Origin of the sequence: Janthinobacterium sp. TND4EL3, assembly GCF_900156175.1 — a bacterium.
Lineage (GTDB): Bacteria > Pseudomonadota > Gammaproteobacteria > Burkholderiales > Burkholderiaceae_D > Janthinobacterium.
This window is the reverse complement of sequence record NZ_FTMV01000008.1, coordinates 65,724-77,718: the sequence shown is the minus strand read 5'-3', so window position 1 is coordinate 77,718 and position 11,995 is coordinate 65,724. Positions and strand designations below refer to the sequence as shown.

Here is an 11,995-nt window from a genome sequence, read left to right as displayed (position 1 = left end):
AGTCATTATGACCACGAATAAAGTCAGAAAAACCGACGCCGAATGGCGCGCCATGCTCGACTCGATGCAATACGAAGTCACGCGCCATGCGGCCACGGAACGGGCGTTCACGGGCAAGTTCTGGGACCACCACGAACACGGCGTCTACACCTGCGTCTGCTGCAACACGCCCCTGTTTGCGTCGGATACGAAATTCGACTCGGGCTGCGGCTGGCCCAGCTATTTCCAGGCGCTGGACCCGGCCAACGTGACGGAAATTGTCGACCGCAGCCATGGCATGGTGCGCACGGAAATCGTCTGCGCCGTCTGCGACGCCCACCTTGGCCACGTCTTCCCGGACGGCCCGCCGCCCACCGGCTTGCGCTATTGCATCAATTCGGCCTCCTTGCGCTTCGATCCGCAGCCGTGAGACACGGAATCGCCTGGGAGCAACTCGGTTGCTCCTAAGCCATTCCTAAGATGATTTTTATAAGACCAGTGTAAAGTCTCGCCATGAAATTTCTATTCGACCTCTTCCCCCTGATCGCCTTCTTCGCCGCCTTCAAACTGGGCGGCATGTATGAAGCGGCCACGCACGATTTCGTGCAGCAATATTTGTCCGGCTTCGTGTCAGGCGGCCTGATCAAGGCTGACCAGGCGCCGTGGATACTCGCCACCCTCGTCGGCATCGTCGCCACGGCCTGCCAGGTCAGCTATCTGCTCTTGCGCAAGCGCAAGGTGGACGGCATGCTGTGGCTGTCGCTGTTCATCTTCGTCGTGTTCGGCGGCGCCAGCATCTATCTGCATGACGATTTCTTCCTGAAATGGAAGCCGACCCTGATCTACTGGCTGTCCGGCCTGGCCCTCCTGATCGCCCATGTGGGATTCAAGAAAAACCTGATCCGCAAGACCATGGAAGCGCAAGTGCAGTTGCCCGAGGCCGTATGGAACCAGCTGCTGGCCGCCTGGATCATTTTCTTCGGCGCCATCGGCGCGCTGAACCTGTTTGTCGCCTTCGTGCTGTACAAGGGCGACATGGCCGCCTGGGTCAGTTTCAAGGCGTTTGGCGCGACGGGCATCTTCTTTGCCTTCATCGTGGCGCAGACCCTGTTCCTCGCCAAACATATCAAGGAAGACGCATGATGCATACCACCACCGGGAATACCTCGCCGGAAACGCGCATGCAGCGCATCCGTACCCGCCTGGAAACGGCACTTTCCCCTCTGGAATGCGTGCTGGAAGACGACTCGGCGCGCCACCGGGGCCACGCGGGCGCCGCCTCGGGCGGAGGCCATTACAATCTGCGCATAATTTCTAGCCGATTTGAGGGGCTCAGGCTCGTCATGCGCCATCGACTGGTGTATGATTCCGTGCACGATATGATGCATAATGAGATACATGCATTGGCGATTGTGGCCCTGGCGCCGTCCGAAGTAGTGTAAGGATGGCGTTTTGGCGTACCCGAGCCATGTGATGGATTTCTTCCCATGCGTTTTTTACGAAACTTTCCCTAACAGGATTTAATAATGACTTTTAAGCCAGCCCGCTTGCTGATCGCACTACTCGCCGTTGTCGCGGTACCTGTTTTTGCGCAAAATGTTGCCGTCGTCAATGGCAAGCCTATCCCATCGTCGCGCGTTGATGCAGTCGTCAAGCAAGTCGTCGCCCAAGGCCAGCAACCGGATTCGCCGCAACTGCGCGAAATGATCAAGAAGGACTTGATCGGCCGTGAAGTGCTGATGCAAGAAGCGGAAAACAAAGGTTTCGGTAAAGATGCAGCCGTCAAGCAGCAGATCGAGAACGCACGCCAGGCCATCGTCATCAACGCCCTGGTCGGCGACTACCTGAAAAAGAACCCCGTCAACGACGCTGAAATCAAGGCCGAATACGACCGCTTCGTGGCGCAGACGGGCGACAAGGAATACCATGTACGCCACATCCTGGTGGGCACCGAAGCGGAAGCGAAAGACATCATCGCCAAGCTGAAAGGCGGCGCCAAGTTCGAAGACCTGGCCAAGCAATCGAAAGATGCGGGCTCGGCCGACAATGGCGGCGACCTGGACTGGGCAGCCCCATCGTCGTTCCCGAAAGTGTTCTCGGACGCCTTCGTGAAGCTGCAAAAAGGCCAAATCACGGACACCCCGGTGCAAACGCCTAACGGTTTCCACGTGATCAAGCTGGACGACACCCGCGCGGCAAAACTGCCGACCCTGGAAGAAGTCAAGCCACAGATCGCCGAAGCGCTGCAGCAAAAGAAATTGCAAGCGTATCAGGAAGAAATGATCAAAAAAGCGAAAGTTCAGTAAGAACTGACCTCCCCGGCGCCCTTTTCGGCGCCGGTCGTGTATTCTGCGCCTGAATGCGCACTGCGCGACAGTCGCGCATCTCGATTTTTAGTATATTTATTAGGAATGAACATGATTTTGAAGCCAGCCCGCCTGATCTTAGCCCTGGTCGCCGTCGTCGCGATCCCTGCGTTCGCACAAAACGTCGCTACCGTGAATGGCAAGGCCATTCCGTCGTCGCGCGTCGACCAGGTCGTCAAGCAAGTCGTCGCCCAAGGCAAGCAAGCCGATTCGCCGCAATTGCGCGAAGCCATCAAGAAAGACCTGATCGGCCGCGAAGTGCTGATCCAGGAAGCCGACAAGCAAGGCTACGGCACGCGTCCGGAAGTCAAGTCGCAGATCGACAATGCCCGTCAAAGCATCATCATCAACGCCCTGCTGGCCGACTACGTGAAGAAGAACCCTGTCAAGGACGCTGAAATCAAGGCCGAATACGACAAGTTCAAGGCCCAGGCCGGCGACAAGGAATACCATGCACGCCACATCCTGGTGGCTACCGAAGCGGAAGCGAAAGACATCATCGCCAAGCTGAAAGGCGGCGCCAAGTTCGAAGAACTGGCGAAAGTGTCGAAAGACGGCTCCGCTGCCAATGGCGGCGACCTGGACTGGGCCAGCCCGGCTTCCTACGTGAAGCCCTTCTCCGACGCCATGGTCGCCCTGAAACCAGGCCAGATCACGCAAACGCCCGTACAATCGCAATTCGGCTTCCACGTGATCAAGCTGGAAGAAACCCGTCCGACGAAGCTGCCGGCACTGGAAGAAGTCAAGGGCCAGGTGGCCGAGTCGCTGCAACAGAAGAAACTCGCTGCCTACCGCGATGAGTTGATGAAAAAAGCCAAAATCCAATAAGAATACCCGATCAAACCTACTGCGCGTCGTGACTTGCGGCCTGCGATGCTCACCGTACTCAAGTACGGTTGCGCTTCCCGGCCACAATTCACTTCCGCTCGCTACGGTTTTATCGGGCATTCTGCCCAGATATAAAGCGCTCTTCGGAGCGCTTTTTTTACGCCTGGAGATGTGATGTATCTACATGCAGAATTGAAGGCCGCGCTGGAAGCGGTTGCCGAACCAGGCCGCGCGGCGCCCATGCAGGCGTATATGCGCGGCCAGTTCGTGTTCCTGGGCGTGGCGGCGCCGCAGCGGCGGCTCGCTGCCAAGGCCCTGCTGGCGGGCTTGCAAGGGGTGGGGGCCGAGGTGCTGCTGGAACATGCGCAACTGCTGTGGCAGCAGCCCGAGCGCGAATACCAGCATGTGGCGCTCGACATGCTGGCCATGCACCGGCGGCAATTACTACCGGAACATATTCCCGCCCTGCTCGACCTGGCGCGCCAGCGCGCGTGGTGGGACAGCATCGACGGCATGGCCGACGTCGTCGGCGACGTGCTGCAGGCGCAGCTGCGGCGCGGCGGCGACGGCCATGCGCACATGGAGGGCGCCTTGCGCCACGCGGATTTCTGGCTGCGCCGCATCGCCATGCTGCACCAGCTGGGCTGGCGCGGCGATACGGATGCCCGCTGGCTGTTCGATGCGGCCCTGGCGCTGGCCCACGAAGACGAGTTTTTCATCCGCAAAGCCATCGGCTGGGCCTTGCGCGATTACGCGCACCACGCGCCCGCAGCCGTGACGGCGTTTGCAAACGCGCACCGCCAGCGGCTGTCGGCGCTCAGCTACCGCGAGGCGCTGAAGCACCAGCCACGCTGAAGGCCTGGCCGCCCAACAGGCGCAGCGCGGCGTCGACGCGGGGTGCCGCATCCCAGGCCGGCACGGGCGCCAGTTGGCCCAGCGCCATCTGCCGCAGCGGCTCGGCAATCACCATGGCCAGCAGCAGGCCGGCCAGTTCCGGCGCATCGCGCACCAGCAGATGACCGCGCGCGGCCTGGCGAGCCAGCCAGTCGGCCAGCAGGGCCGTGCCCCGCTCGATGCCGTTGCGCTGATACACGGCCAGCAAGTCTGCGCGCGCGGGAAACTCCGTGCACAGCAGACGGAACAGGCCGACGGCGTCGGCCGTCAGCACGCGCGCCACCATCGCCTGCAAGATCTCCTTCAATAATGGCAGTACTTCGCCGGGCGCGGCCGCATCGCGCGCCATGGCCGGCAGGAAGGCGTCCGTCCAGCCGCGCACCACGAGGGCCACGAGTTCCTCGCGGTTGGCCGCATAGTGATACAGCGACTTTTTCGCCATGCCCGCGTGGCGCGCCACGGCTTCCATGGTCGTGGCCGCATAGCCTTCATGCAGCAGCAGCCACGTGGCCGCCTGCACGGCCGCCTCGCGCGCCTCTTCGGGCGGGCGCGCCGGGCGGCCCCGTCCCCGCACTGTCTTGCTCTCTGCTTCCTGCATGCCTGCTCCAACTTGATCGATGGGCAATTTTACACTGAAACATATTTTGGAAACACGCAACGTTTCTTTAATATATAATTGCTTCTCCCAAACAAAGGAGAACGACATGACTGATACGCGCCACCATGAACATCCCTGGACCATCGCCCGCACGGGCGACTTGCTCGACCCGTTTCCACTGCACCTGGAAACGGGCGTCACGCGCCTGCCCGACGGCTGCCTGCTGGTGGCGGCGCGCACGGAACTGCACGGCTGCAGCGGACGCATGCTGGACTGGTGGTTCACTTTCTTCGAGACGACGCAGCACATCAAGTGGTGGCATCCGCACGACCACGTGGCGCATCATGGCTGGGACAGCCGCTGGAAAAAGGGAGAGAACTACTATGGCGCCTCGATCGAGGCGGTGGAATCGCTGGGCGACATTCCACCCGTGAAAGCCAAGCTGAAGTTCCATGATCCGATCGAAGTCTTTGATCCGGCGCAACTGCAGCAGGCAAAGGCCAGCGGCGCCCTGTCGGCCGCCATCTGCGCGCGCATCGGCTTTGGCGACCATGTGGAACTCGATGGACAAGGCGATCCGCTCGACGGCGAGATGCTGCACCTGACGCGCGACACCCCCACGGGCTGCGTGCTGCGCAGCCGCTTCTTGCTCGGCCGCAACAGCCTGGACCCCGTGCGCGACGTACCCGACGTACTGGGCCTGAATTTGCTGCGCCATTGCTACAGCGAATTTACCTATCTGTCGCGCTTTTTGCCGTCGCTGTATTACGGCGAGCACGGCAACGGCGAACAGGCTCCGCTGCCCTGGTAAGCGGCCCTACAGCCGCTTGTGCATGCGCGCCAGCGGCAGTTTGATGTCGCCAGGCAAGTCCAGATGAAACTCCTCCGTCACGGCAAAACCGCTGGCCAGGTACAGGGGCACGCCGGGCAAGGTGGCGGCCAGTTCCAGTGCGCGGAAACCGGCGGCCCGCGCCTGCCGTTCGCAATGGCGCATCAGCATGCTGCCCAGGCCCTGGCGGGCGGCCGATGGCTCGACGAAGAAGGCGCGGATGCGGCCCGCCTGGCTGGCGGGGTCGAGCAGCGGGTCCGGCCCGCTCTTGGCGCGGTCGGCGCCGTACAGGGTGGCGCGCCGGCTCCAGCCGCCGCACGCGAGCATGGCGCCGTCGCGCTCGATGACGAAATAGCTCTCGTCGGCAACGAGCTGCGTATCGACGCCGAACACGTGGCGGGTCACGGCCTGTGCCTGCTCTGCACTGTAAAACCCGGCGCTCAGCGCCACGCCGGACCGGGCGATCAGCGCGTTCATGGCGGGCACGTCGGCCGTCACCGCCACGCGCAGGCGCGTCAGGGCGCCAAAGCTGAACCAGGCGCGCGCGATGCGCCCCTGCTCCACCTCATACGTGGCCACCAATTCCTGCGCGGAAACACCGTCCGGCGTGTCGCCATGGACGATTTCATGGTCGATCACCAGCTTGCCGCAGGCTATGCGGTTGAGCAGCTGCGCCTGGGGCCGGCTGGCGGCGAAGCGGGCCGTGAAGCGAGGGCCGATCTGGGCGCTGCCCGTGGCCAGCAAGGTATCGGGGTGCTGGAATTGCTGTGCGTCATCGGCATAGATGGCCAGCAAGGCCGCCACGTCATGGGCATTGTAGGCGTCCAATTGTGCCTGGACCACCGCGAGGGGAGAAAAGCGTGTATCGTTGGCAAACGCCATGCGCGCACCTGTTGTGAAGTCGTTGAGAAGTTGCAAAGCGTAACATTGTCGCCCCTGTCGCGGCGCGGTTTACTGCGATAATAACAAGATTCGCCTCAAGCAGCATGTTGAGGCGTCACAATCAATCGCAGCAGGAGTAAAGATCATGAAATGGCAAGGCAATCGCGAAAGCGACAATGTGGAAGACCACCGTGGCGAAGGTGACGGCGGCGGAGGTGGTGGCGGCGGCTTCGGCTTTGGCGGACGCTCGATCGGCATCGGCACCATCGTCATCGCCCTCGTCGGCTCGTATGTGCTGGGCGTCAACCCGCTGACCTTGCTCAACCTGCTCAGCGGCGGTGGCGGCCAAATCAGCACCCAGCAAAGCCAGTCGCCGGCGCGCCAGCCGCCCGAATCGGACGAGATGGCCCGCTTCGTGAAAACCGTGCTGGCCGATACGGAAGACACCTGGGGCGCCCTGTTCAAGGCCGAAGGCGGCACTTACGTCCGCCCCAAGCTGTCGCTGTTTTCCGGCAGCATCCCGACGGCCTGCGGCACGGGCCAGAGCGCCAGCGGCCCCTTCTACTGCCCCGGCGACCAGAAAGTCTACCTGGACCTCGATTTCTTCAAGCTGATGCAGCAGCGCTTCAAGGTCTCGGGCGAGTTTGCCGAGGCCTATGTGATCGCCCATGAAGTGGGCCACCACGTGCAAAACCTGATGGGCCTGTCCGAAAAAGTCGACCAAGCGCGCCGCACGCAGTCGGAGCGCCAGGCCAACGCCATGTCCGTGCGCCTGGAATTGCAGGCCGACTGCTTTGCCGGCGTGTGGGCATTCCACGCGAACCAGGATCGCAAGATCCTGGAACAGGGCGACGTGGAAGCGGCCCTGAAGGCGGCCACGGCCATCGGCGACGATGCGCTGCAGCGCCAGGCGCAAGGCCATGTCGTGCCCGACTCGTTTACCCATGGCACCTCGGAACAGCGCGTGCGCTGGTTCAGCAAGGGCATCGAGAGTGGCCAGATTTCCCAGTGCAACACCTTCGAGGCGCGCCAGCTGTAAGACGGCGCCAGAGTCCGGCGCGCCTGCCCGTGCCGCCTCGCGGCTGCACGGGTCTGCCGGACACGCAGCTACTGCAGGTCGATGCGCCCGTACTGCCCATGCGCCTCGTCATTCGGCCCCGCGGCAAAGAACAGGGTGTTCATGGGCTGGCTGTTGAGGCCATTGCCGAAGGCGATGCCCCACAAGCCATCGACCGACAGCGGCGTGCGGTCAGCCTTGAGCAGCGGGCCGCCAGCGGCGCCCGTCGACGGATCATAGGTATTGATCCTGCCGTCGCCGAAATTCCCCACCAACAACATATTGCTGGCACTGCCGAAGTTGGCTGGCGCCAGCGCCATGCCCCAGGGTGCGTTCAGGGCTCCGCCGCTCACCAGTTGCTTGATCAGCTTGCCGCCCGTGTCGTACACGTCGATGATGCCCAGGCCGGCGCCGGCCTGCTCGTCGTCGCCGCTCGCTTCCCGCTTCGCGTAGGCGACATAGATGCGCTCGCCAATGGCCTGGATGCCGAACGGGGCGTAGCCTGCCGGCAAGCCGGGATCGCTGAAGGCGCCGGGCAAGGCGACCCTGGCGAAGCTGGCGTCGAACACATCGACACGCCCGTTGTGGAAATCGGCCGCATACAGGTAATTGGCGCCCCCGTAGGTGCTGATGGCCAGGCCCTTGTAGACGCTGCCGCCGGCGCTGCCATCGAACACGACCACTGCCGTCGTGGGGCTCACCGTGGGAGACCAGGCCGAGATGCTGCCGCTTTCGCTGGCAAAGAGGAAGGGACTGGGCGCCGTCACGCCATTCTGGCTCAGCTTGAAGTCCTGCGTGCCGTTAAAGACGATGCCCGTCGGCCCCGCTGGCGTGTCGACCACCAGCGATTGCGGCACGCCATTGCCATCGTAGAGCGTGGACTTGGCCGTGCCATTGTCGGCCACCCAGACGAAGCCGCGCGGATTGAAGGCCACGCCCCAGGCATTGACAAGGTTGGCGTCCGTGTGCGCGGCCGGCAAGGTTGTCGTGTCCGACACGAGGCTGGTGGCCGCATAGGCGCTGTTGCTGGGCGGCATGTGATCCCTGCCGTCATCGTGACCGCCGCCGCAGGCAAACAGCGACGCGGCGATGCAGGCGCAGGCTATCCTGCTGACATGGTGCGTATTCATGGCGCTTCCTTTCGGCGTGGTGGGCAAAATGTCGCTGCCCGTTGATACCCGCATGCGCCTGAAAGGTTTCGCCTCCGCGAAAAAAATGCCAATTTGCTATTCAGAAAGAATAGGCAGCGCTGAGTACCACTGCCCGCGATGCCGCTTCCACGTAATGGACCGAGCGCGGCGCGCCGCCCGAGCTGGCCACCCAGGCCAGCTGCGCATTCCAGTCGCCCAGTGCCGCTGCCAGGCCGAGGCTGCCGTCGCGGCGCACGCTGGCCGCCTCCATGCCAGCGTGCGGCAGCGGGCGCAGCACACCGATGTGGGCGACCAGCTTGAACCCGCCCGGCAAGGGATAAAATCCGTTCATTTCGGCATACAAGGTGCGCGTGTCGCGCCCAAAGTAATGGGGCGAGAAATAGAGCCTGAAGCCGATGCGTTCGGCCGCGAGCCCGGCATACCATTCACCGTAGTCGCTGCCATGGTCGCGGGGCAGCACCGACCTGCTGGCGCCCGCTTCCCAGCTCCAGCCGGACGCCAGGCGCCGTGCCATGCCCGCATAGGCAATCCACTGGGTGCCGCCCCGTTCGTGCAGATTGACGCCCGAAGCCTGCACGCCCCAGTACCAGCTGTCCGGGTCGTCATAGTTCAAGGTGAGCTGCGGCACGGGGTGTCCGTCGCTCATCGAAACGCCGCGAAAGCGGTAATCGGAGAGCAGCGCGATGTTGCCGCCAACCTGGGCGGTGGCGGTGCCGGCGCACAGCAGCACGGCACCGGCGGTGGCTATCACGGACCAGGATCGACAGGCAGGAGGGCGGAGGCTGTTGCGCATGAGCAAGGACACGCGCCAGCGGCGCGCGCGATGGTGGCACAGGCATCGATAGTAGCATTCAAGCGCATTTCCGGCATGAGCAAACCCTCCAGTTGCGCTGGCATGGCGCCGGGCCGCAATTCGGCCAGCAAGGCCAGCAAGCCGGTGACATGGGCCGCCGCATACGAGTTGCCGGACACGAAGCGCCAACCACCGCCAGGGATGCTGGTGGGAATGTCGCGTCCGGGCGCCAGTCGTACCCCATGCTGCGGTCCATCCGGCCGCGCAGCGACGGGGGACGCGTGGTCCTGTTGCGCGACTGCAATCACACCTGGGTGCGAGGCGGGAAAAGCCCGCCCCCCGCCATGGGGATCGAGCGCGCCGACAATACTGATGCCGCGCGCCAGGGCCGCATCGAGCAGGCTTTCCAGCAGGCGGTCGGACGGTCCGGACAGGCTCAGGTTGATAATTTTTGCCCGGTGCACGATGGCGAAGTTGAGCGCTTTGCCCAAGGTAAAGCTGTTGCAGCGGGTGCTGTGGTCCAGTTGCTGCCAGCAGGCACGCAAACCCATCAGCCGCGCGCCCGGCGCAACGCCAAGCATGCCACCATTGCCCTCGCGCGCCGCGATGATGCCAGCGACTGCGGTGCCGTGCGCCTCCGCCGCGTAAGGCCTGCCATCGACAAAATTTTCCGTCAGCGCCACCTGGCCGGCCAAGTCCGGATGCCGGCTGTCGATGCCGCTGTCGACCACGGCGACCGCCACGTCGCGTCCGGTGGCCGTGCGGTGCAGCGCGTCCACATGCCAGTAGCGCCCGCCGGGCTGCACCGGATACAGCGGATCGGCATCCCCCATGCCGGAAAAAAGCCCGACCGGCTGGGCCCACTCCACGCGCGGATCGCGCGACAACAGGTCGGCAAGGTGCTGCGGCTGCTCTCCTTCCCCGTATTCCAACAGGTAGCAATCAAGACCCAGCGCCGGCATCGGCCAGTCGGCGACCAGTTTCAGGCCGTGGCGCCGCGCCAGGTCCTCGGTAATGCGGTGGCGCGCGCTGCGTCCGCCATCGTCGATGTAGCGCCCGCCGTAACTGGCGTCCGGACGGTAGTGCGGGGCCGGCAGACGCAGCATGACCAGCAATTGGCGTGGCGAGACGGCGCCATTGCTGTCGGGAATGAACGCCACGGCATCATCAAGCGCCGGAGCGGCGTGGCCCGGCGCGCTGCCGGCAAGCAGTGCCAGCAAGGCAAGCGCAGGCATGGTCAGGCACGGCGCGATCACGGCGGACCTCCCCCATCCAGCGTTTCGGCCAGCACGACCGCCGGCTCGGCGCGCAGCCGGGTCAGGGCGCGCGCCGGTTCCGGCACATTGAGCAGATAGGCGTCGGTGACGGTCGGGCCGTCGACCAGATGTGCATCATTCGCTTGCAGGATGCGGCGCAACTCTTTCTCTGCGGTATCCGGCTTGAAAACGACAACCAGGTTGCCGGCACCGGCCGCGCCACCCAGGCCGCGATAGGCGCTCTCATCAGACGCGGGCCGGGCCAGCAGGAGAAGCAGGCCAAGGATGGCGATGAACTGCAGCGCCAGCGCCCAGGGCATCCAGGCCAGGTGCTGGAGGGCCGGCAAGCGCCACCGTGGCGCAGGCAGCGTCCGGGCCTCTTGCCTGGGCAGTCGTGGCAATAGTTGCGCCAGCGCCAGTTCGATCTCGCCTTGCGCGGGCGGCAGGTCCGCATCCGCTTCGGTGCGGGCCGCCGCCAGCAACTGGCGCTCGATCTCCAGCTCACGCTGGCACAGCTGGCATGTGGACAGGTGCAGCTTGAGCATGCGTGCGTCGCGCGCTGACAATTGCCCTGTCGCAAGCCATGGCAACAGCTCGCGCGCGGCCTGATGTGCAGGCTCGCCCCGCTTGACGATGTCTTCGTTCATTCGTAGTCCTCCCGCGCCCGCTCGAGCAGCTCCTGCAACTTGCGCCGCGCATGGAACATGCGTGTCTTGACCGTGTTGACCGGGCAGTCGATGATCGCGGCGATATCGTTATAGCCCATGTCGTGATAATAGGTCAGCAGCACCACGATGCGCTGCGGCAGCGGCAATGCGCCTATCGCCGCTGCCAGGGCACTTCCCAATTGCCGCTGGCCAAGTTCGTAATCCGGCTCCCACTCCGGGCCGCCCGGATACAATTCCATGTCGGACTCCAATGGTTCGTCGCAGGCGCGGAAACCTTTCAATGCCTTGCGGTAGGCAATCGCGAATATCCAGGTCGACACCTTGCAACTCCCATCATAGCGCTGCGCCGTTTGCCATACCGCCAGCATGGTGTCGTTGACGATTTCCTCGATCAGTGGCGCGCTGCGCGTCATCCGGCCCAGAAACCGGGTCAGGCGGGGAAAGTAGGCACGGTACAGCGTCTCGAAGGCGCACCTGTCCCCGGCCACGACACGGCCGAGCAGCTGCGCCTCGTCCAGATTGGCAGCGGTCGCGCGCGCGTCCTCCCCGTGTCCCTCCCGCATGGACCTTCTCCGTTGTTGTCTGTAAATACCTTACGGCAGACCAATGGTTCTAAGCCGCGCAAAAAATGCACGGCAGTCCATGGTAGCGCGCAAAGGCCTTGTCAGGGTAACAATAATCTACAGGAGCGGCC

Annotated in this window: 15 protein-coding genes; 8 read left to right on the top strand and 7 right to left on the bottom strand. The window is 63.7% G+C overall.

Annotated features, from left to right (window positions below):
- The first annotated feature begins 7 nt into the window (after positions 1-7).
- From msrB to BXA07_RS14080, 6 genes are all read left to right on the top strand, one after another.
- Positions 8-409, top strand: coding sequence for a peptide-methionine (R)-S-oxide reductase MsrB (gene msrB, locus BXA07_RS14105; RefSeq protein WP_076568535.1), 402 nt, complete (start codon positions 8-10; stop codon positions 407-409).
- Between the two features lie 83 nt (positions 410-492).
- On the top strand, positions 493-1,122 hold the full coding sequence (locus tag BXA07_RS14100; RefSeq protein WP_076568534.1) for a septation protein A: 630 nt from the start codon (positions 493-495) through the stop codon (positions 1,120-1,122).
- Positions 1,119-1,421, top strand: a complete 303-nt coding sequence (locus BXA07_RS14095) for a BolA family protein (protein WP_244556276.1) — start codon at positions 1,119-1,121, stop codon at positions 1,419-1,421. The genes BXA07_RS14100 and BXA07_RS14095 overlap by 4 nt, the downstream gene beginning before the upstream one ends.
- Positions 1,422-1,505: 84 nt before the next feature.
- The gene (locus BXA07_RS14090) at positions 1,506-2,285 is read left to right on the top strand and encodes a peptidylprolyl isomerase (RefSeq protein WP_076568533.1); all 780 of its coding nucleotides are present in this window, start codon (positions 1,506-1,508) and stop codon (positions 2,283-2,285) included.
- Between the two features lie 111 nt (positions 2,286-2,396).
- Positions 2,397-3,173: a peptidylprolyl isomerase gene (locus BXA07_RS14085; protein ID WP_070218375.1), complete on the top strand. Its 777-nt coding sequence runs from the start codon at positions 2,397-2,399 to the stop codon at positions 3,171-3,173.
- Positions 3,174-3,347: 174 nt separating this feature from the next.
- Entirely contained in the window at positions 3,348-4,028 is a 681-nt protein-coding gene (locus BXA07_RS14080) for a DNA alkylation repair protein (RefSeq protein ID WP_076568532.1), read from the top strand.
- Here the strand turns inward: BXA07_RS14080 and BXA07_RS14075 are convergent.
- Complete coding sequence (locus BXA07_RS14075; RefSeq protein ID WP_076568531.1) at positions 3,991-4,665, bottom strand: TetR/AcrR family transcriptional regulator; 675 nt, start codon at positions 4,663-4,665, stop codon at positions 3,991-3,993. The two genes, BXA07_RS14080 and BXA07_RS14075, sit on opposite strands and share 38 nt — an antisense overlap.
- 106 nt (positions 4,666-4,771) lie before the next feature.
- Between BXA07_RS14075 and BXA07_RS14070 the strand changes: the two genes are divergently transcribed.
- A complete protein-coding gene (locus tag BXA07_RS14070; protein WP_076568530.1) occupies positions 4,772-5,476 on the top strand; it encodes a DAPG hydrolase family protein in 705 nt (234 codons plus the stop codon).
- 6 nt (positions 5,477-5,482) lie between these two features.
- Here BXA07_RS14070 and BXA07_RS31315 read toward each other — a convergent pair whose 3' ends face one another.
- Positions 5,483-6,376, bottom strand: coding sequence for a GNAT family N-acetyltransferase (locus BXA07_RS31315; protein ID WP_083708242.1), 894 nt, complete (start codon positions 6,374-6,376; stop codon positions 5,483-5,485).
- Positions 6,377-6,521: 145 nt separating this feature from the next.
- Here BXA07_RS31315 and BXA07_RS14055 point away from each other — a divergent pair, with 145 nt between their 5' ends.
- Positions 6,522-7,415 (top strand): KPN_02809 family neutral zinc metallopeptidase, encoded by an 894-nt coding sequence (locus BXA07_RS14055; protein ID WP_076568529.1) that lies wholly within the window; start codon positions 6,522-6,524, stop codon positions 7,413-7,415.
- A gap of 68 nt (positions 7,416-7,483) precedes the next feature.
- Here BXA07_RS14055 and BXA07_RS14050 read toward each other — a convergent pair whose 3' ends face one another.
- From BXA07_RS14050 to BXA07_RS14030, 5 genes are all read right to left on the bottom strand, one after another.
- A complete protein-coding gene (locus BXA07_RS14050; protein ID WP_076568528.1) occupies positions 7,484-8,563 on the bottom strand; it encodes a TIGR03118 family protein in 1,080 nt (359 codons plus the stop codon).
- 100 nt (positions 8,564-8,663) lie between these two features.
- A complete protein-coding gene (locus BXA07_RS14045) occupies positions 8,664-9,335 on the bottom strand; it encodes a TorF family putative porin (protein ID WP_076568527.1) in 672 nt (223 codons plus the stop codon).
- Positions 9,332-10,633 carry a S8 family peptidase gene (locus BXA07_RS14040; RefSeq protein WP_244556275.1) on the bottom strand — a complete coding sequence of 434 codons (1,302 nt, stop codon included), beginning with the start codon at positions 10,631-10,633 and terminating at the stop codon, positions 9,332-9,334. The genes BXA07_RS14045 and BXA07_RS14040 overlap by 4 nt, the downstream gene beginning before the upstream one ends.
- A complete protein-coding gene (locus BXA07_RS14035) occupies positions 10,630-11,280 on the bottom strand; it encodes an anti-sigma factor (protein WP_076568526.1) in 651 nt (216 codons plus the stop codon). Before BXA07_RS14035 ends, BXA07_RS14040 begins: the two co-directional genes overlap by 4 nt.
- The gene (locus tag BXA07_RS14030) at positions 11,277-11,864 is read right to left on the bottom strand and encodes an RNA polymerase sigma factor (RefSeq protein ID WP_076568525.1); all 588 of its coding nucleotides are present in this window, start codon (positions 11,862-11,864) and stop codon (positions 11,277-11,279) included. Before BXA07_RS14030 ends, BXA07_RS14035 begins: the two co-directional genes overlap by 4 nt.
- Between the last annotated feature and the right edge of the window lie 131 nt (positions 11,865-11,995).

What these genes read in the sequence shown, in the direction of transcription:
- msrB (WP_076568535.1), top strand. Translation starts at nt 8, where the DNA reads ATGACCACGAATAAAGTCAGAAAAACCGACGCCGAATGGCGCGCCATG.
- BXA07_RS14100 (WP_076568534.1), top strand. Translation starts at nt 493, where the DNA reads ATGAAATTTCTATTCGACCTCTTCCCCCTGATCGCCTTCTTCGCCGCC.
- BXA07_RS14055 (WP_076568529.1), top strand. Translation starts at nt 6,522, where the DNA reads ATGAAATGGCAAGGCAATCGCGAAAGCGACAATGTGGAAGACCACCGT.
- BXA07_RS14075 (WP_076568531.1), bottom strand. Translation starts at nt 4,665, where the DNA reads ATGCAGGAAGCAGAGAGCAAGACAGTGCGGGGACGGGGCCGCCCGGCG.
- BXA07_RS14070 (WP_076568530.1), top strand. Translation starts at nt 4,772, where the DNA reads ATGACTGATACGCGCCACCATGAACATCCCTGGACCATCGCCCGCACG.
- BXA07_RS31315 (WP_083708242.1), bottom strand. Translation starts at nt 6,376, where the DNA reads ATGGCGTTTGCCAACGATACACGCTTTTCTCCCCTCGCGGTGGTCCAG.
- BXA07_RS14085 (WP_070218375.1), top strand. Translation starts at nt 2,397, where the DNA reads ATGATTTTGAAGCCAGCCCGCCTGATCTTAGCCCTGGTCGCCGTCGTC.
- BXA07_RS14080 (WP_076568532.1), top strand. Translation starts at nt 3,348, where the DNA reads ATGTATCTACATGCAGAATTGAAGGCCGCGCTGGAAGCGGTTGCCGAA.
- BXA07_RS14090 (WP_076568533.1), top strand. Translation starts at nt 1,506, where the DNA reads ATGACTTTTAAGCCAGCCCGCTTGCTGATCGCACTACTCGCCGTTGTC.
- BXA07_RS14050 (WP_076568528.1), bottom strand. Translation starts at nt 8,563, where the DNA reads ATGAATACGCACCATGTCAGCAGGATAGCCTGCGCCTGCATCGCCGCG.
- BXA07_RS14035 (WP_076568526.1), bottom strand. Translation starts at nt 11,280, where the DNA reads ATGAACGAAGACATCGTCAAGCGGGGCGAGCCTGCACATCAGGCCGCG.
- BXA07_RS14095 (WP_244556276.1), top strand. Translation starts at nt 1,119, where the DNA reads ATGATGCATACCACCACCGGGAATACCTCGCCGGAAACGCGCATGCAG.
- BXA07_RS14030 (WP_076568525.1), bottom strand. Translation starts at nt 11,864, where the DNA reads ATGCGGGAGGGACACGGGGAGGACGCGCGCGCGACCGCTGCCAATCTG.